This is a genomic window from Mycobacterium sp. Panama NTM2, from assembly GCF_054355555.1.
On record NZ_CM135953.1, the window covers coordinates 534414 to 558966 of the forward strand.

Genomic DNA, 24553 nt, shown 5'->3' on the forward strand with positions numbered 1-24553 from the left:
ACGGTTTGGCCACGATGATTTATATAGCTAACATATGTGTTTTCGGCGCGGTGCTGCGCCGACGCTGGGGATACGAAACCGATTGCGAAAAGACGGCTGGACATGACGACGACTGGCATGAGCGAGACCACGATCCGGCGCACCCGGATGGATCACGAGCACCCCTTCTACAAGTGGATCGTGCTGTCCAACACCACGTTGGGCGTCCTGCTGGCCACCATCAACGCGTCGATCGTGCTGATCTCGCTGCCTGCGATCTTCCGCGGCATCGGACTCAACCCGCTCGCCCCGGGCAACGTCAGCTATCTGCTGTGGATGCTGATGGGCTACCTCGTGGTGACCGCCGTGCTCGTGGTGCCGTTCGGCCGCCTCGGCGACATGTTCGGGCGCGTGCGGATGTACAACATGGGCTTCGCGGTGTTCACCGTCGCCGCCATCGCGCTGTCGTTCGACCCATTCCAGCTCGGCGGCGGGGCGATCTGGCTGATCGCTTGGCGCGTGGTGCAGGGCGTCGGCGGCGCGATGCTGATGTCGTCGTCATCGGCGATCCTCACCGACGCGTTCCCGGCCAATCAACGGGGCATGGCGCTCGGGGTCAACATGGTGGCCGCCGTCGCCGGATCGTTCCTCGGCCTGCTCATCGGCGGGTTCCTGTCCGAATGGCACTGGAAGGCGATCTTCTGGGTCGGCGTGCCGATCGGCATCCTCGGCACGATCTGGAGCGTGCGCTCGCTCAAAGAACTCGGGGTTCGCACGCCGGGCAGGCTCGACTGGGCCGGCACGCTGACGTTCGGGATCGGGCTGACGGTGCTGCTGATCGGCATCACGTACGGCATTCAGCCCTACGGGAATTCGACGACCGGCTGGACCAACCCGGCCGTTCTCAGCGCCATCGGGCTCGGGGTCGCGCTGCTCGTCGTGTTCTGCATCGTGGAGTTGCGCGTCAAGCAGCCGATGGTCAACATCCGGCTGTTCCGCTCCGCGTCGTTCGGCATGGGCAACCTCGCGGGGTTGATGTCCTCGGTCGGCCGCGGCGGGCTGCAGTTCATGTTGATCATCTGGCTGCAGGGGATCTGGCTGCCGCTGCACGGCTACAGCTTCGAATCCACACCGTTGTGGGCGGGCATCTACATGCTGCCGATGACGGTCGGGTTCCTGGTCGCGGGCCCGCTGGCCGGATCGCTGTCCGACCGATTCGGTGCCCGGCCGTTCACCGTGGGCGGCATGCTGCTGATGGCGGCGACGTTCGTGGCGCTGGTGATGATCCCGGTGAACTTCGACTACTGGCTGTTCGCCGCGCTGGTGTTCCTCAACGGGCTGGGCGGCGGCATCTTCACCGCGCCCAACACCGCGGCGATCATGTCGAGCGTTCCGTCGTCCGAACGAGGCGCCGCATCCGGTGTCCGCGCGACGTTCTTCAACGCCGGCTCGTCACTGTCAATCGGGGTGTTCTTCTCGCTGATGATCGTCGGGCTCGCCAACACCCTGCCGTCGGCGTTGAGCAATGGCCTGCAGGCGCAGGGCGTCTCGTCATCGGTGGCCCACGACGTGGCCAACCTGCCGCCGGTGGGCAGTCTGTTCGCCGCGTTCCTCGGCTACAACCCCATCGCCGAACTCCTCGAGCCATCGCACGCGCTGCAGCAGCCGGGCGTCAACGCCGACGTGTTGACGGGTAAGACGTTCTTCCCAGAGCTCATCACCGAGCCCTTCCACTCCGGTTTGACGGTGGTGTTCCTCGCGGCCGCGGCGATGATGTTGATCGGCGCCGTCGCCTCGATGTTCAATCCCGGCCGTTACGCCGAGGATCGCGCCTAGAAATCGGCGTGTGACGCGGCACACTCTGCGGGTACCCCCGCGAGATGGCCGCGACGTCCGATTCTCGTCCCGACGACATACGTCGGCGAGCACACGAGCACGCCGACGGCGCTCGTGAGGCGATGGCAGCCAAACGGGCCGAACACGATGGCGGGTTGTCCGGCTGGGTGGCCCAGCGCGCTGGAGACTGGGATCTCAGCGGCCAGGACGAGACCACGATGCAGCGCCAGAAGTACGTCTGGAACACGTTGGTGGATCACTGGTTCCGGATGGAGTTCGACGGGTGGGAGAACCTTCCCGAGGCGCCGGTGCTCCTCGTCGGCATCCACTCCGGCGCTCCGTTCGTCTGGGATGCCTGGACCGTGGGCGTTCAGTGGTGGCGACGTTTCGGCCAGGCTCGTCCATTGCACGGCACCGCGCACGACGCCCTGATGGCCATACCGGTGATCGGCAGGTACTTCCGCGCGATGGGCGTGCTGCCCGCCGCCCCGGACTCCATCGCGACGGCTCTGGCGGAGGGCCGTGACGTCGCGTTGTGGCCCGGCGGTGAGGTGGATTCGCTGCGGCCGTGGAAGGAGCGCGATGAGGCCAATCTGGCCGGGCGCACGGGGTTTGTGAAGATGGCCATCAAGGCGGGAGTACCGATCGTGCCGATAGCCACTGTCGGTGGTGCGGACGCGATGCCGGTGCTGATCCGCGGGGACGGGCTGTCGCGTGCCCTGCGGCTGGACAAACTGCTGCGGCTCAAGGTCTTTCCGCTCGCGGTGTCCTTGCCCTGGGGCATCGCACCCGCGGCGCTACCGCAATTCCCGCTCCCGGCGAAGATCCGCACCCGGCTGATGCCCGCGATCGAGCTGGACCACGACCCCGCACGCGCCGACGACGAGGCCTACATCGAGAAGAAGTACCGCGAGGTGCAGGACAGCATCCAAAGCGGAATGGACGCGTTGGCGCGCAAGCGTGCTTTCCCGCTGTTCGGCTGACCCGCCGCGAGGAGTGCGCCTAGAACGGCGGTGGTTGCTCGGGGTCGGTGGCGGGTAGTGGCGGTGGCTGCCAATTCGGTTCCAGTTCTTCGCGTTCGATGGGGTCGTTGACGAAGCGGGCGAACGGGCTGGTGCTGGGTTTCACGCTGGTGGGTTCGCCGTGGAAGAACTCCCGGAATCGGCGGAATTGGTTGCGCCAGCACCGGACTCGGATCTCTTCTCGGGCGGCGCGGTTGCGGTGGCGATTGATCGTGTTGGCGTGACGGGTGGTGCACATCTGCTCGCGGGCCACCACGAGGGCGTGCGGGTCGGGGGTGCGGTGGCGACCGGTGAGATCGGGGAACAGAGCGGCCCCGCCGGGGAAGGTGGTGTAGGTGTGGCCGCTCGGTGAGGTCCACACGATGACTCCGCCGGCCACCTGCCGATCGCGCCAACCCTCGTCGAAGGTCTTGCGGCGGTGGTGTTCTCGGCAGTAACAGGCCAAGTTCTCGGCCACGGTCTGCCCCCCGGCCGCGGGGTCGGCGTGGTCGAAGGGTTCGGTGTGGTCGATGTCGCAGCGCGCGGCGGGAACGGTGCAGCCGGGAAACCGGCAGGTCAGATCGCGGGTGCGGATGTAGCGGGCCAGCGCAGCGCCGGGTCGGTACCGAAGCGCCTGCTCGGCGCTGACCTGCGGTAGGCCGACCAGGCGGCGGGTGGCGTCGCGGGCCAGTTCGCGCACCAGTTCGGCGTCGATGATGCCGTGCCCGGCGAGGTAGCCGGGCTGATCACTGCGTCCGGTGACGGTGTCGGCGGCTGCCACAATATTGACCACCACTGGCACGACCGGGGCGGGCGCCCGGTCACGGGCCGGGCAGTCGGGTGTCCCGCAGGCACATGCCAACTCGAGGCGACCGTGCCCGAGCGCGGTCAGGGCGTCCGCGCGACGCTGCATCAGCGTGCGCGGATCGCGCGGGCACACCGAATCGGCCATCGCCGCCAGGCGTCGATCCAGCACCGCGCCGTCGGCGCGCGACAGACTCGCCCGCACCCGGGCCATCCCGTCCAGGTCAGGGCGCACGTCGACCCGGCGCTGGTCATAGGCCGCGGTACGGCGTTCCTTGGCGGCAGCGGCGTCCATCGAGGTCACCACCGCGTCGATCGTGGTGATCAGCTTCTCCCGCGACCAGCACCGCCAGCTGCCGATCTGCTCGGCCAGCGCAGCATCCACCGCGCCGATCACGTCGTCGGTGACCAGGGCGGTGCGCGTGCAGATCAATTCGGTGGCGCGCCAGTCGATGTGACCGGCGGCCAGCGCGGCGGCGACAGCGGGGAGCCGCACGGCGAGGGTCTCGGCGTGGCCGACCAGGACCCGGGCCCCCGCGGCGGTCATGTTCAGCGCGGCCGACACCTCAGCGGCGGTGCGGTGGAACCCGCTCATCACCGAGGCGGCGTCCTCCTCGACGGCCAGCTCCTCTTCGGTGCGGCGGCCCAGCAGCTCAGCGATCGCGGCCAGCTTGCGGGCCATCAGCACCGCCTCCTGCCGATGCGCATCATCGACCACGGCAACCAGATCGCCATCGGACCAATCGTCGAACACGTGTTCGAGTCTACTCGGGCCCACCGACATTGATGCTGTTAATCAGTTTCGGGTGAGGATGGTCTTGCTCGTTCGCCGCCGGTGATGACTCGTCCGCTGACTGACGCCCTGTTGGGTTGTCTTCCAATTGATTTGTCTCACCGGCGACGTGCGGGCAAGCACCGCAACAGCCCTGGTAGGGCGGACATGACTTAATCAGGAGCCTGTCCGCTGCCTCATCAATGTCTTGTCTGCCCGCCCTACCGGGTTGTCACTCATCGCACGGTTCATTGCACGGAGAGGACACCACCATCGTGACACCCCGACGTCGCGTCGTCATCGGCATCGACACCCACCTCGACACCATTCACCTGGCCGCGATCACCGATACCAGTCAACTGCTCGGTGATGCCGAATTTGCCACCAGCCCGACCGGGTATTGGGCGGCGATCTGCTGGGCGCGTAGCTTCGGCGAGGTCGTCTCCGTCGGCGTTGAGGGAACCAGCTCCTATGGCGCGGGCATCACACAGGCATTGCAGGCCAACGATATTCACACCGTCGAGGTCAATCGTCCCGACCGCGCCGCACGGCGTAAGCAAGGGAAATCTGATCCACTCGATGCCTACAGCGCTGCCCGCGCGGTGTTGGCCGGCCACAGCCTAGCCGTGCCCAAAGACCCCCACACCGGGGCGCTCAAAGCTCTATTGGTCGCCCGCCGCGGCGCGATCAAAGCCCGCACTGCAGCGATCAATCAGATCAAAGACCTCCTGGTCACCGCTCCGGCCGAGCTCCGCGAGCGTTATCGCCGCTACCCCACGACGCTGCGCCTGATCGACGCGCTGGCGCGGTGTCGCCCCACCGCGCACGAGGACCCTACCGCCGTATCGGTGCTGATCGCCTGCAAAGCACTGGCACAGCGCATCGAGTTCCTCGAGCGCCAAGACCGCGACCTGGCCGCCGAGCTCGATTCCCTGACCACAGCGCTCAACCCCGCCCTGCGGGCGGCCTACGGCGTCGGGCCCGATACTGCCGCCCAACTGCTTATCACCGCCGGCACCAACAGCCACCGCCTCCGCAGCGAGGCAGCGTTCGCGATGCTCGCCGGCGCCGCGCCGATACCCGCCTCCTCGGGAAAGACCACCCGGCATCGGCTCTCCCGCGGTGGAGACCGCGCCGCCAACAACGCTTTGCACCGCATCGCTCTAGTGCGTTGGTCCCATGAGCCGCGCACCCGCGATTACGTCGCCCGACAACTGGCTGTCGGACGTTCCAAAAAGGACGTCCGGCGGCTGCTCAAACGAGCCATCGCCCGCGAAATGTTTCGACACCTCACCGCACCCAGCCCGATCGACGACTACAGCGATCTACGCCCCACCCGACAAGCCCGCAAGATCACCCTCACCACCGTCGCCAACCATTTCGGGGTCTGGCCCACCCAGATCTCCCGACTCGAACGTGGCCTCAAACGCGACGACACCCTCGCCACCAACTACCGCCGCTGGCTAAACACCCAGCTCATCGATGTCGCTTGACGCTTAACAGAGATAGGAGCATCACGTTCTGGTGCTAAGCCAGCGTCACCACGACCGGGGCGTGATCGCTGGGCGATCCCACTCGTTCCTTGCCGGTCTTGCGTTCGTCGCGCGCGATCTCGGCGTGCTCGACGCGGGTGGCCAGCGCCGGCGAGCCGAGGATGAAGTCGATGCGCATGCCGCGGTTCTTCGGGAAGCGCAACTGCGTGTAGTCCCAGTAGGTGAAGACCCCGGGCCCCGGCGTGAACGGCCGCACCACGTCGGCGAATCCGGCGTCGACGATCGCGTCGAACGCGGCGCGTTCCGGTTCGGTGACATGCGTGCTGCCCGCGTACGCCTCGACGCTCCACACGTCGTCGTCGGTGGGCGCGATGTTCCAGTCCCCGACCAGTGCGATCTGCGCCGAGGCATCGGCTGCCAACCACGATGACGCTGACTGCCGCAGAGCGGCAAGCCATTTCAGCTTGTAATGGTAGTGCGGGTCGTCGACGGTGCGGCCGTTGGGCACGTAAAGGCTCCACACCCGCACCCCGCCGCACGTCGCGCCCAGCGCACGCGCCTCGGCGGCGGCCTCGACGCCGGGGGTGGCGCCCCACGTCGGCTGATCGTCGAAGCCCACCGCGACATCGTCGATGCCGACCCGTGAGGCGATGGCCACCCCGTTCCATTGGTTGAACCCGCAGTGCACCACCTCGTAGCCGAGCGCGGCGAACGGCATCGTCGGGAACTGCTCGTCGGAGCACTTCGTCTCCTGCATCGCGAGCACGTCGACATCGGCGCGTTCCAGCCAATCGGTGACCCGATCAACCCGGGCGCGAATCGAATTGACGTTCCAGGTCGCCAACCGCATGCCGTTCACAGTAGATCCTCGGCACGCACATAGCGGGACCGGTGATGCAGCGTGAAGCCCATCTTCTCGTACAGCCGCCGAGCGCCGTCGTTGTCGGTGACCACCTGCACATAGGCGCGTGTCGCGCCGTGCGCACCGGCCCACCCGAGCAGGCCGTCGCACAACCGGCGAGCCAGGCCCTGACGGCGGGCCGACTCGACGACGTGGACCGCCGACACCCCGGCCCACCGGGTGCCGTCGGGCGCCTCGGTGATCGCGACTCGCCCGACCGCGGCGTCGGCCAGCGTGCCGAACCCGACCTCGCCGTCGATCACGGCCGTCAGTACGGCCGGCGGCACGTCGCGCTCGTAGAGCGCGAGCCAGCGTTCGTCGGGAGTCGCGGCCATCGTGACCTCACCGGCGGATCCTGGCTCGACATCCGCTGTCATGACCAGGTTCTCGGCATCGGTGGGCACCCCGTCGGGGATGCGGAACAACCGATCGGGCGCGGAGATCAGCGCGGGCAACGTGCGCGCGGCGTACGCCCCGGCGACCGCGGTGATCTCGGCATGAGACGTGAAGTGCAGCGGCACAGCAGAATTCGCGCGCCGCGTGGCGCCGCCACCGAACCTCAGGAACCAGCCGTCGAGCCATTGCTGCTCGGTACCCGGCCAGGCGAGGGCCGCCGCGTGCTCCAGGTTACGGATCGCGCCGACGCGCACCGGCTGCTCAGGCACGACCCGGACCGCGACGACGTCGTCTCGGGAGATCGCGACCAGCTCACCGTGGCGGGTGCGCACGACGACCGCGGGCTCGATCTCTTCGACGTGGCCGATCACATCGGTGAAAGGTCGCGCCTCGTCGGAGGGGAGGCGATAGCGCAGACTCACCCGGGTGCCGGGCGGTGGCAGCTGCGGCACAGCTCAGTGACCGAACGGGTCGGGGTCCTTGCCGGGCAGCCACGTCAGGCCGGGGACACCCCAGCCGTGCGATTTCACCGCCCGCTTCGCACTGCGGGCGTTGCGGCCGACGAGGCGGTCCAGATAGAGGAAGCCGTCCAGGTGCCCGGTCTCGTGCTGAAGCATGCGGGCGAACAGATCCTCGCCCTCCAAGGTGATGGGCGTGCCGTCGGCGTCCAGGCCCGTCACCCGCGCCCACGACGCGCGCCCGGTGGGGAAGGACTCGCCGGGTACCGACAGGCAACCTTCGTCGTCGTCCTCGGGGTCGGGCATCGTCTCGGGCACCTCGGAGGTCTCGAGCACCGGGTTGACCACCACGCCGCGCCGTCGCAGCGTCTTGCCGCGCGCGTCGGCGCAGTCGTAGACGAACACGCGCTTGGCGACACCGATCTGGTTGGCGGCCAATCCCACTCCGTTGGCGGCGTCCATCGTGTCGTAGAGATCGGTGATGAGATCGGCGAGGTCGGCGGGCAGAGACCCGTCGGCGCCGACGGGGATCGGCTCGGTGGCGGTGTGGAGGACCGGGTCCCCCACGATGCAGATCGGTCGAACAGCCATGGCCGAAAGCTTAGGGTGACGCGCGCAGGAGCCGACTCGCGGTCATTGGTGACGATGTCCGTGACCGAGCCGTGATTGAATACGACCTGCAAACCACACTGATGTCATTTCGACCGTTGGAAGGGTCCAAGAGGCGATATGGACGGCGCGATCGTGCGGACTGATCAGTCAGGGGACTCCGCAGACGGCGCTGAACCCGCCGACGGTCTGACCCGTCGGGAACACGACATCCTGGCGTTCGAGCGGCAGTGGTGGAAATACGCCGGATCCAAAGAAGACGCCATCAAAGAGCTCTTCTCGATGTCGGCGACCCGCTACTACCAGGTGCTCAACGCGCTGGTGGACCGGCCCGAAGCGCTGGCGGCCGATCCGATGCTGGTCAAGCGACTGCGCAGGCTGCGTGCGAGCCGGCAGAAGGCGCGCGCGGCGCGGCGCCTCGGCTTCGACGTGACCTGACGCCGCCGGCGAGCCGATACAGTAGGCGCCGATGAACCAGCGAGAATCCTCAGGACTGCCCCTGCGGGCCATGGTGATGGTCCTGCTGTTCCTCGGCGTGGTGTTCCTGCTCGTCGGCTTCCAGTCGATGGGCAGCAGCGACGACGACTCGGGCAGCGACTCGATCGCGACGTCGATCACCAGCACCCCCACCACACCGTCGACCACCGCGCCGCCGGCGAAGGCCGACGTGCGGGTCTTCAACATCTCGACCACCGAAGGGGCCGCGCAGAGCACCGCCGACCGGCTGCGCGAGGCCGGCTGGAACGTCACCGAGACGGGCAACCTGACCCTGCCGGACACGACGGTCACCACGGTGTTCTTCAGTGACGCACCGGGTGAACAGCGGGCCGCCGAAGAGGTGGGCCGATTGCTCGAAGCACCGGTGGCGCCGCGGCTGCCCGAGCTGACCGAGCAGCCGCCGGGCGTCATCGTCGCGGTCACCGGTTAGGCTCTTGCCCATGCGCAGGACCGTCGCCGCCGCCACCTTGTTCGCAGCGCCCGCACTCGCGTTGGCCGCCTGTTCGCCTCCGGGCGACGTGCCCAGCGATACGCCGGGCACCACACCCCCGATCTGGACCGGTTCACCGTCACCGTCGGCGCCTGCCGGCGAGGGAGAAGCCGGCGAGGGTGAAGGGCAGGCCCAGGCCGCCAACGGGGAGACGCTGAAGGCCGACCTCAAGACCGCCGACGGCACCACCGTCGCCACCGCCGACATCGCGTTCTCCGGCGGTTTCGCCACGATCACGGTGCAGACCTCGGCGACCAGCCAGCTCACGCCCGGCTTCCACGGCATGCACATCCACTCCGTCGGCAAGTGCGAAGCCAACTCGGTCGCCCCGACGGGCGGCGCCCCGGCGAACTTCAACTCCGCGGGCGGACATCTCCAGGTGCCCGGCCACAGCGGCCATCCCGCCAGCGGCGACCTCGCCTCGCTGCAGGTGCGCGAGGACGGCTCGGCCAAGCTCGTCACCACCACCGATGCTTTCACCGCCGACCAACTCCTCGACGGCGCCGGCACGGCGATCATCATCCACGAAAAGGCGGACAACTTCGCCAACATCCCGCCGGAGCGCTACCAGCAGGTCAACGGCGCGCCGCCGCCGGATCAGACCACCCTGGCGACCGGCGATGCCGGAGCTCGGGTGGCGTGCGGTGTCATCACTCGGGGCTGACCGACGGGCTGACCGCATCGACTTCGCCGGGTCCGCCCGGCCCTCACTCGGCGTCGAGTGGGAGTTCGCGCTCGTCGACGCGCAGACACGTGACCTGAGCAACGAGGCCGCCTCGGTGATCGCCGAGATCGGCGAGAACCCGCGTGTGCACAAGGAATTGCTGCGCAACACCATCGAGGTCGTCACCGGCGTGTGTGACACCGTGCCCGAGGCGATGGACGATCTGCGGTCGACGTTGCGGCCCGTGCGCGAGATCGTGCGCGACCGAGGCATGGAACTGTTCTGCGCCGGCACCCACCCCTTCGCGAAGTGGTCGGCGCAGAAGCTGACCGACGCGCCGCGCTACGCCGAGCTGATCAAGCGCACCCAGTGGTGGGGCCGGCAGATGTTGATCTGGGGTGTGCACGTGCACGTCGGGATCTCCTCGGCGCACAAGGTGATGCCGATCATCACCTCGCTGCTCGACTACTACCCGCACCTGCTGGCGCTGTCCGCATCGTCGCCGTTCTGGGACGGCGGCGATACCGGTTATGCGAGCAATCGCGCGATGATGTTCCAGCAGCTGCCGACCGCGGGCCTGCCCTTCCACTTCCAGGAGTGGCGGGAGTTCGAAGGCTTCGTGGCCGACCAGAAGAAGACCGGCATCATCGACCACATGAACGAGATCCGTTGGGACCTCCGGCCTTCTCCTCATCTGGGCACCGTGGAGGTTCGGATCTTCGACGGGGTGTCGAACCTGAAGGAACTCGCGGCGCTGGTCGCGCTGACGCACTGCCTCATCGTCGACCTCGACCGCCGTCTCGACGCGGGGGAGGCGCTGCCGGTGATGCCGCCGTGGCATGTGCAGGAGAACAAGTGGCGGGCCGCGCGCTACGGGTTGGACGCAATCATCATCCTCGACGCCGACAGCAACGAGCGGCTCGTCACCGAGGATCTCGACGAGCAACTGGAGCGACTGACCCCGGTGGCCCGCTCGCTGGGATGCGTCGACGAACTCGCCTCGGTCGCGGACATCTACCGCGACGGTGCCTCCTACCAACGTCAACGGCGGATCGCCGAGGAGTCGGACGGGGATCTGCGCGCTGTCGTGGACGGGTTGATCGCCGAGTTGGTGATCTGACGTGCCGACGATCCCGATGTTCCCGCTCGAGGTGGCGATGCTGCCTGGAGAAACGTTGCCGCTCAAGATTTTCGAGCCGCGCTACTCGGCTCTCGTGCAGGCGTGCCTGGCCGCACAGGATCCCGCCTTCGGGGTGGTGTTGATCGCTGCAGGCCGGGAGGTCGGCGGGGGCGACAGCCGCAGCGACGTCGGCACCGTCGCGCACATCACCGAACACCAGGACCTCGGCGCCGGTCAATACGTGATGAAATGCGCCATGCGGGAACGGTTCCGGGTTCTCGAATGGTTGCCCGACGCGCCGTATCCCCGTGCGGTGATCGAGCTGTGGCCCGACCAGCCAGGGCCGGTGGTGACCGCGGACGCGATCCGGGACATCGAGGACCGGATGGTCGCATTGTTCGAGCGGATCGCCACGGCGCGGGGCGCTGAGGTCAATGCGCGCGACATCGTGCTCGGCGCCGACGAATCCGGTGATGCCGCTCTGTGGTTGTACGCGTTGACCGCTCGGTTGCCGATGGGTCAGGCTGACCGCTACTCGATACTGGCCGCACCGACGGTCGCTGATCGCGTGGTTGCGCTCTCCGAAGCGGTCGAGACCGTCACCGCGATGGTGGAGTTCCAGCTCTCGGAGTGAGCTGCCCTACAGCAGTGTCCCGCAGACGAGCACGTAGGGCGGCGCATCGACGGCGTCGCGGTGATAGCGGTGCATGACATCGCGTGCGTCGATCGACGACGCGTCCCAGCGGTGGCAACACAACCATTGCGCCACATCCGGTTTCGCCGTTGCCTCAACCGCGATCCGGCTGCCCCGCGCGCTGTAGAGCGCGACCTGCTCCAACAGCGTGCCCAGGCCGTCGTCGTCCAGGTCGGGGAGCAGACTCTCCGCCAGCCAGGCTGTCGGCTCGTTGTGATCGAACCCGGCCGCCCGCAACGCTTTCGGCCAGTCATCGGTCACGGCAGCGGGGACCGGTACATACTTGGCGCCCAGCTGCGCGTCGGAGGCGTCCATGATCCGTGTCTTGTGCGCCAGCACCGCGGGCTCGTCGACGTCGAAGACCACGGCATCGCTGAGCCACGGCAGACGCCACGCCCGGGTGTCGAGGCCGGCATCGAGCACCACCACCTGCGAAACCCCGGCGGCACCCGCGGCCAGGACGTAATCGTCGAACCACTTCGTGCGCGCCGCGGGGTAACCCGGACCCGACGCCGGCAGGTCCACCTGGCCGGCGCCGGCCAGCAGCAGGTGTGCGTACGGATCGGTGAACAACGGATGGTCGGCCTCGGTCTCCGAGGCGCGGACCGCAGCGACACTCAGGGCGGTACGACCCTGCTGGTCACCGCTGGGGCGCATCATGGCCGCCGGGTTCCCTGTCGTCGGCGAAATCATGCATCTCGTCTGTGGTCATCAAATCGTCGCGGATGTTCTGCTCGCGGTAGGCGAGCTGGCCCACCCGGTTGGCGATCACCGGAGCGGTGATCACGGTGAACAACCCGGTCAAAATCAGCATGCCGACGTCGATCTGGCCACGCAGCCGCAGCGCCGCGCCGATCAGCACGAGCAACAGTCCGAGCACCTGAGGCTTGGTGGCCGCGTGCATCCGGGACAGCGTGTCCGGGAAGCGGACCACACCGATCGCCGCGGTCAGTGCGAGTGCCGATCCGCTGAGTATCAGCACAGCCGCTGCGACGTCGAATCCGTTGTCGAACCCGGTCATCGCGCCGGCCCCTTGTCCGCGGGATCGGCGACGTCGGGAACACGGAAGCGGGCCACGCTGACCGAGCCGACGAAAGTGATCAGGGCCAGCGCGGTCAGGCTGTAGGTGACCGTGGTGTCCAGGCTGAATGCCGCCCACGTGCCGATCGCGCACATCGCCACGGCCACCAGCGTGTCCAATGCCACCAACCGGTCCAGGGTGGTCGGGCCCAGCAGCATCCGCAGCATCGTCGCCAGCGCGGCGGCTGACAGCATCGCTCCCGCGGCGATCCACACGACCGTCATGACGCGTTCTCCTTCTGCCCGGCGGCCCGCCAGTCGCTGTCCCGCTCGAACGACGCGACCAACAGCTTCTCCAGATTCGCGACCTGCCGGTAAAACCGCGTGACGGTGCGTTCGGACCCCACGTCGAGCACGTGCACGTAGATCATCCGGCGCGGCTGGTCGATCTCGAGCACCATGGTTCCCGGGGTCAGGTTGATGATGTTGACCGCCAGCACCAGCACCAGGTCCGACTTGATCGCCAGATGTGCACGCAGCACCGCGGTCAGCGGCGGTGGCCCCGGCTTCAACGCCAGCGCAGCGACCTGCACCGAGGAGGCGAGCAGTCGATAGACGATCGTGACCACGAGACGCATCAGCGAGATCGGGTGCAGCCGGCCCTCGACGGGCACCGGCGGCAGCGGCAACAGCAGTGTGATCACCAGCGCGACCAGCAGGCCGGACAGGATGTTGGCCGCTGACACGGTGCCCCACAACAGAACCCACACCAGGATGAGCCAGCATACCATCCAGACGCGCAGCGCCATCGTCCTCACGGTGCGCGCACCTCCCCGAGCACCGCGGTGATGTACTGTCCGCGGTCGATCACCTCGGCGGCCGCCCTCTCGCTGTAGGCGAAGATCGGCCCTGCCGCGACCGTCAAGGTGAGCCCGACGGCGATCAGCGCCGCGGTCGGTATCAGCATGCCGATCGGCATCTTGCCCACGTCGTCGCGGTCGACGAACTCGATGTCGCTGTCCTCGGGGCTGTCCATCAACACCGTCGGCGCACCACCGGACAGGTGGCCTTCCGGGGCGTCCTTGCGGGAGCGCCAGAACGCCTTCGTCCACACCCGGGCGATGACGTAGAGGGTGAGCAGGCTGGTGATCACGCTGCCCGCCACCAGCAGCCACGCCAGCACCGAACCCGATTCCGAGCCGGCCTCCAACAGGGCCACCTTGCCGATGAACCCCGAGAACGGCGGGATACCACCGAGATTGAGGGCCGGCACGACGAACACGAACGCGAGTACCGGGCTCGCGGCGGCCAGCCCGCCGAGGCGCTCGAGCGTCGAGGCACCCGCCTGGCGTTCGATCAGACCGACGACCAGGAACAGCGTGGTCTGCACCAGGATGTGGTGGGCGACGTAGTAGATCGCGCCGGACATGCCGAGCTGGTTGGACAGTGCGATACCGAACACCATGTACCCGATGTGGCTGACGAGCGTGAACGACAGCAGTCGCTTGATGTCGCTCTGGGCGATGGCGCCGAGGATGCCCATCACCATCGTCGCTAGGCCGGCGATCAGCAGCACGTTGTCCAGGGCACCGCCAGGGAAGAGCAGCGAGTGGGCCCGGATGATCGCGTACACACCGACTTTGGTGAGCAGACCGGCGAACACGGCGGTGACCGGGGCCGGCGCGGTGGGGTAGGAATCGGGCAACCACGTCGACAGCGGGAACACCGCCGCCTTGATGCCGAACGCGACGAGCAGCACGGCGAACAGCGCGGTGCGGGTGCCCTCCGAGACCCCGCCGAGCCGCACCGACAGCTCCGCCAGGTTCAAGGTGCCGGTGGTCGCGTACACCAGCGCGATGCCGAACAGGAACACCAGCGACGACACCATCGAGACCATCACGTACGAGATGCCCGCGCGGACGCGCTCCCGGCTGGCGCCGATCGTCAACAGCACGAAGCTGGCGTTGAGCAGCACCTCGAAACCGACGAACAGGTTGAACAGGTCACCGGCCAAGAACGCCATGAACACGCCCGCCGACAACACCAGATAGGTGGGCAGGAAGATCGACACCGGCTGGCGCCCGTCACCGTCGCGGATGCCCTGCCCGATCGCGTAGAACACGACGGCGAGCAGCACGATCGACGAAACCATCAGCATCAGCGCCGAGAGCCGGTCGACGACGAGCGTGATGCCCAGCGGACCCATGCCCGGTTCGGTGGGCCCCCAGCCGCCGACCTGCAGCGCGATCGTGCCGTCGCGGTCGGCGAGGTGGACGAGCAGCGCCGAGACGACGACCACCGCCGAGAGCGCGACGATCGCGATGAGGCGCTGCAGGCGGGGCCGGCGGCCCGCGACCAGCGTCGCGGCGGCGGCCAGCATCGGGATCAGGACGGGCAACGGGGTGAACACCGCGCCGAGATGCGAACCGATCATCGGGACCCCTCGTGACCGGGCAGCGCGTCGAGTTCGTCGGGCAGATCGGTGTCGCGGGTGCGGTCGGGTTGCAGACGGCCCTCGAGCTCCTCACCCACCTCGGTGCCGGACTGCTGCGACACGCGGATGTCCTCGGGATCGTTGCTGACCTCTTCGCGGGTGTTCAGCCGGTAGGAGCGGTAGGTCAGCGCCAGCACGAACGCCGCCACCCCCATCGTGATCACGATCGCGGTGAGGATCAGGCCCTGCGCCAACGGATCCGCGGTCGCGGTGTTGTCCGCGCTGGTGCGGCCGCGCACCGGCGGATTGCCCGCAGAGCCACCCGCCGCCAGCAACAGCAGGTTGATCGCATTGCTGATCAGCAACAACCCCAGCAACATCCGGGTCAGGTGCCGTTCCAGCAGGAGATACACCCCCGCGGTGGTCAACCCCGCGATGATGACCAGCGAGACCACATATGTCGTCATCGTGCCCTGCTCATCTCGTCGTCGATCTGCGCGCCCAGGCTGCGCAACACGTCGAGCACCAGGCCGACCACGATCAGGTACACCCCCATGTCGAAGAACAGTGCGGTGACGAACTTGACCGTGCCCAGCACCGGCACGTCGACCTGGATCAGCGCCGACGACAGCACCGGAGCGCCCAGCAGCAGCGAGGCGGTCGCGGTGCCCGCCGACAGCGCCAGGCCCACCCCCAGGATCTTCCCCGCGTCCAACGGCAGGGCCTCGCCGAGTTCGTAGCGGCCACCGGCCAGATACCGCAGCACCAGCGCGAGACCGGCCATCAGCCCGCCGGCGAAACCGCCGCCCGGGGTGTTGTGGCCGGCGAAGAAGAAGTACGCGGACAGCACCATCATCACCGGGAAGATCAGCCGGGTCGCGACCTCGAGGACCAGCGACCGGTTGCGCGGGTCGCGCAGCTCGCTGCCACGCAGCCACGTCACCTCCCCCGCAGCGGGGCTGTTCTGCGAATAGACCGCGAGCTTGCCGATGTCCGGCTGACCGGCATCGGCCACCCGGGGAGCCGCCCCGAACCGACGGTTGCGGAACACCATCGACGCCACCCCGGTGGCCGCCACCAGCAGCACCGAGACCTCACCCAGGGTGTCCCAGGCGCGGATGTCGACGAGCAGGACGTTGACCGTGTTGGCGCCGTGGCCGCGCAGGTACGCGGCGTCGGGCAGCAGCTCGGCGATCGGCCGCCCGGACCGGGCCGCCATCGCGAACGCGGCGAGCGTGGTGACCGTCGCGCCGACGGCGACGGCCAGCGCTGCGCGCGGAACGCGGAAGCGACGGATGTCGGCGCCGCCGGTCTCGGCGGGCAACACCCGCAGCACCAGCACGAACACCACCAGCGTCAGGGTCTCCACCAGGAACTGCGTCAGCGCCAGATCGGGCGCGCCGTGGAAGGCGAAGATGACACCGCAGCCGTAGCCGGTGACCCCGACCAGCAGGACCGCGGCCAGCCGGTTGCGCATCACGCAGGCCGCGAACGCAGCGGCGAGCATGATCACGCCGACGACGGCGTGCGGCGCCGAATCCCACAGCTGGAACTGCGGTCGGTCACGGGAGCCGAGGGCCAGCACGGTGAGCGGGAGGAGCACCAGCGTCGTCAGGATCACCGACTGTGTGGCCGGGATCGATCCGCGCTGGGTGACCGCGGTCAACCGCACCGACATCACGTCGGCGCCGCGCAGCACCGCGTCGTAGATGCGATCGGCATTGGCCAGCGGCAGGAAGCTCAGCCGGGCGCGCCGCGACCAGCGACGGCTCGCGTACAGCGCGACACCGGCCGCCAACACCAGCACCGACAGCAGCAGCGGGAGATTCACGCCGTGCCACAGGGCGAGGTAGTAGTCGCCGTCGTAGCCGACGGGGTCGGGCACCCGGTCGGCGTAGTCGCTCAGCATGTGATCGAGGCCGGTCGGCCAGATCCCGAATACCAGCCCGGCAGTGGCCAACATCGCAGGCGGCAGCAGGAACGACGCCTGGGGCCGGTGCATCTCGCGGACCCGGGTGCTCGGCTGCGGCATGCCTTTGCGCCCGAACGCGCCGAACACGAAACGCAGGGTGTAGGCCGTCGTCAGCACCGACCCGCACACCACCCCGGCGAGCACGAACGGCGCGGCCGCCCCCAATGTCGGGCTGTGCAGCACGGTCTCGAAGTCGGCCTCCTTGGCGACGAACCCCAGGAACGGGGGCAGTGCCGCCATGCTGGCCGCCGCGGCGCATCCGATGACGAGCAGCGGTCTACTCCGGTCGCCGAGCCAGGCGAGCCTGCGGATGTCGCGGGTGCCGGTCGCGTGATCGATGATCCCGACGACCATGAACAGCGTCGCCTTGAACAACGCGTGCGCACACAGCATCGCCAGCCCGGCCAGCATCATCTCGCTGCCGCCCGCGCCCACCATCAGCGTGATGAAGCCGAGCTGGCTCACCGTGCCGAACGCCAGGATCAACTTCAGGTCGTACTCGCGTAGCGCCCGCCAGCCGGCCATCAGCATGGTCAGCAGGCCCAACCCCACCACCGTCGGCCGCCACTCCGGCGCGTCGGAGAACCCCGGCGTCAGCCGCGCGATCAGATAGACGCCGGCCTTGACCATCGCGGCGGCGTGCAGATATGCGCTCACCGGGGTGGGTGCTGCCATCGCACCGGGCAGCCAGAAGTGCAACGGCACGATCGCGGACTTCGACAGCGCACCGACGAGGACCAACACGATCGCCACCGAGGCGGCCACCCCCGTCGGCGGGTTCGCCACCAACTCCGAGATCAAGAACGTTCCGGCGCGGTTGCCCAGGATCACGATGCCGACCAGCATCGCCAGCCCGCCGAACGTCGTCACCAACAGTGCCTGCGTCGCCGCGCGCCGGCTCATCGCTCGCTCGGCGTAATGGCCGACCAGCAGGAACGACAGGACCGTCGTGGTCTCCCAGAACACGTAGAGGACCAGCATGTTGTCGCTGGTGACCAGGCCGAACATCGCTCCGGAGAACGCGACCAGTTCCGCGGCGAAGCTGGGCAGCCGCTTCTCGGTGTGCCCGTCGTGGTGGTGGAAGTAGTCGGCGCAGTAGAACAGCACCAGCGCGCCGATGCCCAACACGAGCACGCTCACGATCGCCGCGAGCGCGTCGAAGCGCAGAGTGATGTCCATCGAGAGGCCGGGCACCCACGGAACGGTCAGGCCCTGCCCCGGTCCGCGGCCGGGCCAGTTGCCGGCCACCCAGACGAGCGAACCGAGGGGCACCAACGCCAGCGGATAGAACGCGCGCCGACCGAAGCGGTGGACGAGAACGGGCGCTACCAGGGTGGCCACTGCGTGCGCACAGAGGATGGCGAGCATGGCTCCGTTTCGTCAAGATCGGCGGGGCCCCAGTCTACGGGCCCGTGACCATCACCTCGATCCTGTCCTCCCCGTCGGGCCCGCACACGAACAGGATCTCGTCACCATCGCGCAGCACGTCCCCGGCTTCGGGGACGATCAGACGATTCCCGCGCAACACCGTCACCAGCGCGCTGTCCCGCGGCATCGTCAGATCGCCGACCCGCCGTCCCACGAGCGGGCTGTCCGCGGGCAACGTGAACGAGGCGACGTTCGCGCTGCCCTCGCCGCGCAGCTCCCGCGGGCCGCGGCCCAGCGCCATCAACCGGACGATGTGGCCGACGTCGATGGCGCCCTCGACGGCGGCGACCATCGCCACCGGCGTCGACACCGCGACATCGATGCCCCAGCCGTCGGTGAACAACCACTCGTTGCGGGCATCGTTGATGCGTGCCACCACGCGGGGAATGCCGAACTCGCTCTTGGCGAGCAGGGCCATCGCGAGGTTTGCCTTGTCGTCGCCGGTCGCGGCGATCGCGACGTCGCAGATGTGCATCTCGGCCTCCTCGAGGGAGGTCACCTCGCAGGCGTCGGCGAGGAACCATTCCGCACCCGGTACCGCGGCCGGTTGGTAACGGTGGAACTCTTTCTCGATGAGCAGCACCTTGTGGCCGTAGTCGACGAGTTCCTGGGCGACCGAGCGGCCCACTGCACCTGCTCCGGCGATGGCGATCCGCATGAACACGACTGTGCTGATTTACTGACTGCGACACAAGTGCCTGCAGCGAGGAAACAGTGACACTGCACGAGCTGTACGTGGCGCTGTTCATCGGGGGCCTGGTGCTGCTGGCGAGCATCGCCGCCACCAGGCTGGCCACCGGAGTCGGCCTCCCGAGCCTGCTGCTGTTCCTCGGGGTCGGCGTGCTGGTCGGCGAGGACGGGCTGGGCCTCGACTTCGACAACGCGCAGCTGGCCCAGGATCTGGGCACCGCCGCGCTCGGCGTGATCCTCGTCGAGGGTGGTCTGACCACGAGGTTCGCCGACATCCGCAAGGTGCTGGCGCCGGCCGCCGTGCTCGCGACGGTCGGCGTGCTCGCCAGCACGCTGCTCACCGCGGCGGCCGCGCACCTGCTGCTCGGGATGGACTGGCAGCTGGCGCTGCTGCTGGGGGCGATCGTGTCGAGCACCGACGCCGCGGCCGTGTTCTCGGTGCTGCGGGTGGTGCCGCTGCCGCGCCGCCTCGGCGGCCTGCTGGAAGCCGAATCCGGGTTCAACGATGCGCCCGCGGTGATCCTGGTGCTGCTGTTCAGCGCGACACCGTTGGTCCTCGAACCGGTGTCGGTGGCGGGGACCATGGTCTACGAATTGGGGATCGGCGCCGCGATCGGGCTGGGGTGCGGGTTCTTCGGCGCGATGGCGTTGCGCCGCACCGCCCTTCCCGCCGCCGGTCTCTACCCGCTGGCGACGTTCGGCCTCGGCATGCTGGCATTCGCCGCCGCCGGCTCGGCGCATGCCAGCGGGTTCCTGGCCGCCTACCTGGCCAGCGTGGTGCTCGCCAACTCCGGTCTGCCGCACCGCTCGGCCACCCGCTCCTTCGCCGAAGGATCCGGGTGGTTGGCGCAGATCGGGCTGTTCGTGATCCTCGGTCTGCTCGTCTCACCCGATGAGCTGGTCGACGAGCTGGTGCCCGCGATCGTCATCGGTCTGGTGCTGCTCCTGCTGGCACGCCCGGCGTCGGTCGTCCTGTCGCTGATCGGTTTTCGCGTGCCGTGGCGGGAGCAGACGTTCCTGTCCTACGCGGGGCTGCGCGGTGCCGTGCCGATCGTGCTCGCGACCTATCCGATCGTCGAGGGCGTGCCCGGCAGCGACCGGTTGCTCAACATCGTGTTCATCCTCGTGGTGGTGTTCACGCTGGTTCAGGGGCCGAGCCTGCGCCGGGTCGCGGAATGGCTCGATCTGGTCCCGCGCGACACCACGCGTGAGATCCAGGTCGACGCCGCGCCGCTGGATGTCCTGGGGGCCGAGTTGATGACGATGACGGTCGCGCCGGGATCGCGGTTGCACAACGTGACGGTTCTCGAGCTGCGGCTGCCCGATCCGAGCGTGATCACGTTGATCATCCGCGACGGCCGTGCGTTCGTGCCGGAGCCGTTGACCAGACTGCAGATCGGCGACGAGGTGATGATCGTGACGACGACGACCACCCGCGACGAGGCCGAGCGACGGCTGCGTGCGGTCAGTCGCCGCGGCAAGCTCGCCTACTGGTTCGACGAATACGGCGAGCCGGGGTAGCTCACTGGCAGGTCAGCGCGCGTCGGCGAAGGCTCGCAGCGACGCCACCTGCACCGCGTCCAGCGACGGGCGCACCGCCTCGCGGGCCGCGGCCACGTCGGCGGAGGTGACGTCGGCGGCGTCGATCGAGCGGCGCATCGCGGTCAGCGCGGCCTCCCGCAGCAGCGCCACGCAGTCCGCGGCGCTGTACCCGTCCAGCTCGGCGGCCAGCGCATCGAGGTCGACCGCGTCGGCGCCCTCGCGGGCCAGCGGCACCGATTTGCCCGCCGTTCGCAGGATCTGCGCGCGCGCCTCGGCGTCGGGCGGCTCGACGAACACCAGCTTCTCCAATCGGCCCGGCCGCAGCAGCGCGGGGTCGATCAAGTCCGGACGGTTCGTCGCACCCAGCACCACGACGTCGCGCAGCGGCTCGATCCCGTCCAGCTCGGTGAGCAAAGCGGCCACCACGCGATCGGTGACCCCGGAGTCGAAACTCTGCCCGCGCCGCGGCGCCATCGCGTCGATCTCGTCGAGGAACACCAGTGACGGTGCGGAATCTCTTGCGCGCCGGAACAATTCGCGGACCGCCTTCTCTGACGAGCCCACCCACTTGTCCATCAGCTCAGCGCCCTTGACCGCGTGCACACTGAGCCGCCCGGAGCTGGCCAGCGCGCGCACCACATAGGTCTTCCCGCAGCCGGGCGGACCGTAGAGCAGCACGCCGCGCGGTGGCTCCACGCCGAGACGGGCGAACGTGTCCGGATGCTGCAGCGGCCACAGCACCGCCTCGGTGAGCGCCTGCTTGGTGGCCACCATGTCGCCCACATCGTCGAGCGTGACCGAGCCGACCGAGATCTCTTCGGCCGCCGAGCGCGACAGCGGCCGGATCACGCTGAGTGCCCCGAGGAGATCGTCCTGGCGCAGCTGCGGTGCGGTGTCATCCTCGCTGGCCCGCGCCGCGGCCCGCAGTGCGGCCTCACGGATCAGTGCGGCCAGATCGGCCACAACGAAACCTGGTGTGCGCTGGGCGATCTCGTGGAGATCGAGGTCGGCGGCCGGGACATCGCGTAGGAGCACCTCGAGCAGTTGCTCGCGCACCCCGCCGTCGGGCAGGCTCAACCCCAGCTCCCGGTCACACAGATCCGGTGCCCGCAGCCTCGGATCGACCGCATCGGGCGTCGCCGTCGTCGCGATGAACGCCACCCCGGATGTCGCCACCGCCGAACGCAATTCGGCCAGGATCAACGTCGCCACCGGGTCCGGGGGAACCGGCAGCAAGGTGTCGATGTCGGTGATCAGCAGCACGCCGCCGCCGTCGCGTACCGACGCCACCGCGGCGGCCACGTTCTTGAGTCGATCGTCGGCCCGCAGCGACCCCACTTCGGGGCCGTCGAGCTCCACCAGACGCCTGCCACTGCACACCGTCCGGACCAACCTGGTCTTACCGACCCCCGCGGGCCCCGACACCAGGACTCCGAGATTCGCCGTGGCGCCGAGCGTGTGGAGCAACTCGGGCTGGTCCAGGGCCAGCTTGAGCCATTCGGCCAGCCGGCCCGCCTGCGTGTGAGCACCTTTGAGGTCATCGACGCTGGATGTCGGCGCCGCTTGCTCGGTGATCACGTGGGTCTCCGACGGGGAAGCGGCCGGCCCGGTGCCCGCCGCGCCGTTCGTGTCTGCCCAGCACACCAGCGAATTCGGTTGCACGCTCACGGGTCCGGCTGGGTCGACCTCGGTGACGGTCAACAGCTCGGAGGTCCACACGATGCCGACCGACGCCGCAAGCGCCGCCGTCGCCGCGGACGTCGACGTGCCCGGACCCAGGTCGCGCGGCAGCAGCGACACGGTGTCGCCCACCGTCATCACCTTGCCCAGCAGTGCCTGTCGCAACGTGGCCGGGGTGATCGACCGGCTCGCCAGGTTGGACCCCGTCAGCGTCACCGACCGGGCGCCGTACACGGTCGCGGCGGCGATGAGCACCGCCGTGTCCTCGCGCAGGCCGGCGTTGCTGAGCGTGACGTCGTCGAGCAGGGCGGTGCCGGCGGGCACCCCGTCGGGGGCTTTGCCGACCACCGCGGCCGTGGTGCGTGACCCGGTCAGCGACACCGCATCCCACTCGCGGATGCCCAGTGCAGCAATCGCTTCGGGATGCAGCCGGACGACGCCGCGGCGGGAGTCCAGCGCCGAGGTGTTCAACCGCGCGGTGAGCGTCAGCTGGGCCATGTCAGCTCCGGGGCGGTCGGCGCAGGCCCAGTCGCATCATCGATCGGCGGTGCGGCTGCGCCCGCCGGATCGCCCGTCGCGCGGCCCGCTGTTGCCTCGGCTTGTCCTCCCACACCTCGGGGTGAGCGGCCAGGAAGCGCCGGGTCCGGATCGCGAACGGGATGTGCAGGATGTAGCCGATGATGATCAGCAGGATCACCAGGTAGCCGTACAGGATCGACGCGGCGACACCGATGGCGAGCAGCGCCAGCAGCGGGGCGACCATGTTGGGCGGCACCGAGAACGTGTGCACCTTCCGCATCGGCAGCGTGCTCACCACCAGCAGCGAGACCGCGATCATCCAGATCACGACGGCCGGTTCGGAAGTCCACCAGCCGTCGCCGAACTGCATTTTGGCCGCCAGCGGGCCGATGGCGCCGATCGCGCCCGCCGGGGCGGGCATGCCGACGAAGTACTTCTTCTCGTAGTCGGGCTGATCGAGATCCAGCATCGCGTTGTAGCGGGCCAGTCTCAGCACGATGCACACCGCGTACAGCAGCACCACGATCCAGCCCACCCGGGAGTGCGACAGCAGCGTGCCGTAGACGATGAACGCCGGCGCCACACCGAAATTCACCGCGTCAGCCAGCGAGTCGATCTCCTCGCCCATGCGCGACGTGGCGTTCAGCGCACGTGCGGTGCGGCCGTCGAGGGCGTCCAGCATCGCAGCGATGGCCAGGAACGCCATCGCCTCGGTGGGCCGGTCGTCGAGTGCGAACTTGACCGAACTCAAGCCCAGGCAGATCGCCGCGACCGTCATCGCGCTCGGCAGGATGCGGGCGCTGACCACGGGCGCCTTCAACCGCGGCTTGCGGGGTTTCATCGCAGTTCTGCCAGCACGGTCTCACCGGCCAGGGTGCGCTGGCCCACCGAGACCAGCACCCGGGACCCGGCCGGCAGATAGGTGTCCAGGCGAGAGCCGTACCGGATCAGCCCGTAGGTGTCGCCGATGCCGATCGAATCGCCGGCCCGCACATCACACACGATGCGGCGGGCCAGCAGACCGGCGATCTGTACGGCGATCACCTGCGCGCCCTCCGGGGTGCGGATGACCACGCTGTTGCGCTCGTTGTCGGCGCTCGCGGCGGCCAGTTCGGCCGACACGAACAGGCCGGGGCGGTGCGCCACGGTGACCACTTCACCGCCGATGGGTGCCCGCTGCACGTGGGCATCAAGCAGCGACAAGAAGATGCTGATCCGCGGCAGCGGCTCGGCGGGCAACCCGAGTTCAGCCGGCGGCACCTCCTCCTCGACAAGGCAGATCAGCCCGTCGGCGGGGGCGACGACGACACCGGGCCGCGTCGGTGGGGTGCGCGGCGGATGCCGGAAGAAGGCGGCGTTGGCCGCGGCGGAGGTGAGGCCGGCGCGACGGACGAAGCGGTTCCGGCGTCCGGCCAGCGCCACCGCCAGGCTGGCGCCGACGAACGGCAGGCCTGCGGGGTGCATGGGGGGAACGGACGTACGGATCAGCGCCGCCAGCCGCGCGGGGCCTGTCTTGAGGTCGGGGCGTCTGGCCATCGTGGGGCCAATAGTAC

General features: G+C 68.8%; 24 protein-coding genes. 9 read left to right on the plus strand and 15 right to left on the minus strand.

Features of this window, described 5'->3' with window-relative positions; genetic code table 11:
• Nucleotides 1-102: 102 nt before the first annotated feature.
• Nucleotides 103-1815 carry an MFS transporter gene (locus tag ACXYX3_RS02575; protein WP_458610034.1) on the plus strand — a complete coding sequence of 571 codons (1713 nt, stop codon included), beginning with the start codon at nt 103-105 and terminating at the stop codon, nt 1813-1815.
• Nucleotides 1816-1859: 44 nt separating this feature from the next.
• Nucleotides 1860-2798, plus strand: a complete 939-nt coding sequence (locus tag ACXYX3_RS02580) for a lysophospholipid acyltransferase family protein (protein WP_458610035.1) — start codon at nt 1860-1862, stop codon at nt 2796-2798.
• Nucleotides 2799-2817: 19 nt separating this feature from the next.
• Here ACXYX3_RS02580 and ACXYX3_RS02585 read toward each other — a convergent pair whose 3' ends face one another.
• Nucleotides 2818-4374, minus strand: a complete 1557-nt coding sequence (locus ACXYX3_RS02585; protein WP_458610036.1) for an HNH endonuclease signature motif containing protein — start codon at nt 4372-4374, stop codon at nt 2818-2820.
• A 293-nt stretch (nt 4375-4667) separates the two neighbouring features.
• Between ACXYX3_RS02585 and ACXYX3_RS02590 the strand changes: the two genes are divergently transcribed.
• On the plus strand, nt 4668-5885 hold the full coding sequence (locus tag ACXYX3_RS02590; protein ID WP_458610037.1) for an IS110 family RNA-guided transposase: 1218 nt from the start codon (nt 4668-4670) through the stop codon (nt 5883-5885).
• 34 nt (nt 5886-5919) lie between these two features.
• Here ACXYX3_RS02590 and ACXYX3_RS02595 read toward each other — a convergent pair whose 3' ends face one another.
• Genes ACXYX3_RS02595 through ACXYX3_RS02605 form a run of 3 tightly spaced genes read right to left on the minus strand, consistent with a single transcriptional unit; the run spans nt 5920 to nt 8231 of the window.
• A complete protein-coding gene (locus tag ACXYX3_RS02595) occupies nt 5920-6735 on the minus strand; it encodes an exodeoxyribonuclease III (RefSeq protein WP_241206605.1) in 816 nt (271 codons plus the stop codon).
• 5 nt (nt 6736-6740) lie between these two features.
• Nucleotides 6741-7634 carry an N-acetylglutamate synthase, CG3035 family gene (locus tag ACXYX3_RS02600; protein WP_241206604.1) on the minus strand — a complete coding sequence of 298 codons (894 nt, stop codon included), beginning with the start codon at nt 7632-7634 and terminating at the stop codon, nt 6741-6743.
• A 3-nt stretch (nt 7635-7637) separates the two neighbouring features.
• The gene (locus ACXYX3_RS02605; RefSeq protein WP_241206603.1) at nt 7638-8231 is read right to left on the minus strand and encodes a peptide deformylase; all 594 of its coding nucleotides are present in this window, start codon (nt 8229-8231) and stop codon (nt 7638-7640) included.
• A 138-nt stretch (nt 8232-8369) separates the two neighbouring features.
• On the opposite strand from ACXYX3_RS02605, the gene ACXYX3_RS02610 reads away from it, so the two are divergent.
• From ACXYX3_RS02610 to ACXYX3_RS02630, 5 genes are read left to right on the plus strand one after another with little or no spacing between them, the layout of a single operon-like run.
• On the plus strand, nt 8370-8687 hold the full coding sequence (locus tag ACXYX3_RS02610) for a DUF3263 domain-containing protein (RefSeq protein WP_241206602.1): 318 nt from the start codon (nt 8370-8372) through the stop codon (nt 8685-8687).
• Nucleotides 8688-8718: 31 nt separating this feature from the next.
• Complete coding sequence (locus tag ACXYX3_RS02615) at nt 8719-9177, plus strand: LytR C-terminal domain-containing protein (protein ID WP_241206601.1); 459 nt, start codon at nt 8719-8721, stop codon at nt 9175-9177.
• A 10-nt stretch (nt 9178-9187) separates the two neighbouring features.
• The gene (sodC, locus tag ACXYX3_RS02620) at nt 9188-9901 is read left to right on the plus strand and encodes a superoxide dismutase[Cu-Zn] (RefSeq protein WP_241206600.1); all 714 of its coding nucleotides are present in this window, start codon (nt 9188-9190) and stop codon (nt 9899-9901) included.
• Nucleotides 9858-11021: a glutamate--cysteine ligase gene (locus tag ACXYX3_RS02625; RefSeq protein WP_458610038.1), complete on the plus strand. Its 1164-nt coding sequence runs from the start codon at nt 9858-9860 to the stop codon at nt 11019-11021. Before sodC ends, ACXYX3_RS02625 begins: the two co-directional genes overlap by 44 nt.
• 1 nt (nt 11022) lies before the next feature.
• The gene (locus ACXYX3_RS02630; protein WP_241206598.1) at nt 11023-11655 is read left to right on the plus strand and encodes an LON peptidase substrate-binding domain-containing protein; all 633 of its coding nucleotides are present in this window, start codon (nt 11023-11025) and stop codon (nt 11653-11655) included.
• Nucleotides 11656-11661: 6 nt separating this feature from the next.
• Here the strand turns inward: ACXYX3_RS02630 and ACXYX3_RS02635 are convergent, their stop codons facing one another.
• The 8 genes from ACXYX3_RS02635 to ACXYX3_RS02670 are packed head-to-tail and all read right to left on the minus strand — an operon-like array spanning nt 11662 to nt 19227.
• Nucleotides 11662-12375, minus strand: coding sequence for an SAM-dependent methyltransferase (locus tag ACXYX3_RS02635; protein ID WP_458610039.1), 714 nt, complete (start codon nt 12373-12375; stop codon nt 11662-11664).
• Nucleotides 12356-12736, minus strand: coding sequence for a monovalent cation/H(+) antiporter subunit G (mnhG, locus tag ACXYX3_RS02640; protein ID WP_458610040.1), 381 nt, complete (start codon nt 12734-12736; stop codon nt 12356-12358). The genes ACXYX3_RS02635 and mnhG overlap by 20 nt, the downstream gene beginning before the upstream one ends.
• Entirely contained in the window at nt 12733-13020 is a 288-nt protein-coding gene (locus ACXYX3_RS02645; protein WP_458610041.1) for a monovalent cation/H+ antiporter complex subunit F, read from the minus strand. Before ACXYX3_RS02645 ends, mnhG begins: the two co-directional genes overlap by 4 nt.
• The gene (locus ACXYX3_RS02650) at nt 13017-13553 is read right to left on the minus strand and encodes a Na+/H+ antiporter subunit E (RefSeq protein ID WP_458610042.1); all 537 of its coding nucleotides are present in this window, start codon (nt 13551-13553) and stop codon (nt 13017-13019) included. Before ACXYX3_RS02650 ends, ACXYX3_RS02645 begins: the two co-directional genes overlap by 4 nt.
• Nucleotides 13550-15169 (minus strand): Na+/H+ antiporter subunit D, encoded by a 1620-nt coding sequence (locus tag ACXYX3_RS02655; protein WP_458610043.1) that lies wholly within the window; start codon nt 15167-15169, stop codon nt 13550-13552. The genes ACXYX3_RS02650 and ACXYX3_RS02655 overlap by 4 nt, the downstream gene beginning before the upstream one ends.
• Complete coding sequence (locus tag ACXYX3_RS02660) at nt 15166-15636, minus strand: Na(+)/H(+) antiporter subunit C (protein WP_241206592.1); 471 nt, start codon at nt 15634-15636, stop codon at nt 15166-15168. Before ACXYX3_RS02660 ends, ACXYX3_RS02655 begins: the two co-directional genes overlap by 4 nt.
• Nucleotides 15633-18509 (minus strand): Na+/H+ antiporter subunit A, encoded by a 2877-nt coding sequence (locus ACXYX3_RS02665; protein ID WP_458610044.1) that lies wholly within the window; start codon nt 18507-18509, stop codon nt 15633-15635. Before ACXYX3_RS02665 ends, ACXYX3_RS02660 begins: the two co-directional genes overlap by 4 nt.
• A 34-nt stretch (nt 18510-18543) precedes the next feature.
• Nucleotides 18544-19227 (minus strand): potassium channel family protein, encoded by a 684-nt coding sequence (locus tag ACXYX3_RS02670; protein WP_458610045.1) that lies wholly within the window; start codon nt 19225-19227, stop codon nt 18544-18546.
• Between the two features lie 56 nt (nt 19228-19283).
• On the opposite strand from ACXYX3_RS02670, the gene ACXYX3_RS02675 reads away from it, so the two are divergent.
• Nucleotides 19284-20780 carry a potassium/proton antiporter gene (locus ACXYX3_RS02675; protein WP_458610046.1) on the plus strand — a complete coding sequence of 499 codons (1497 nt, stop codon included), beginning with the start codon at nt 19284-19286 and terminating at the stop codon, nt 20778-20780.
• A 12-nt stretch (nt 20781-20792) separates the two neighbouring features.
• Here ACXYX3_RS02675 and ACXYX3_RS02680 read toward each other — a convergent pair whose 3' ends face one another.
• The 3 genes from ACXYX3_RS02680 to ACXYX3_RS02690 are packed head-to-tail and all read right to left on the minus strand — an operon-like array spanning nt 20793 to nt 24536.
• Nucleotides 20793-22979, minus strand: a complete 2187-nt coding sequence (locus ACXYX3_RS02680) for an AAA family ATPase (protein WP_458610047.1) — start codon at nt 22977-22979, stop codon at nt 20793-20795.
• A gap of 1 nt (nt 22980) precedes the next feature.
• Nucleotides 22981-23841 (minus strand): CDP-alcohol phosphatidyltransferase family protein, encoded by an 861-nt coding sequence (locus ACXYX3_RS02685; RefSeq protein ID WP_458610048.1) that lies wholly within the window; start codon nt 23839-23841, stop codon nt 22981-22983.
• The gene (locus tag ACXYX3_RS02690; protein ID WP_458610049.1) at nt 23838-24536 is read right to left on the minus strand and encodes a phosphatidylserine decarboxylase; all 699 of its coding nucleotides are present in this window, start codon (nt 24534-24536) and stop codon (nt 23838-23840) included. Before ACXYX3_RS02690 ends, ACXYX3_RS02685 begins: the two co-directional genes overlap by 4 nt.
• Nucleotides 24537-24553: the final 17 nt, after the last annotated feature.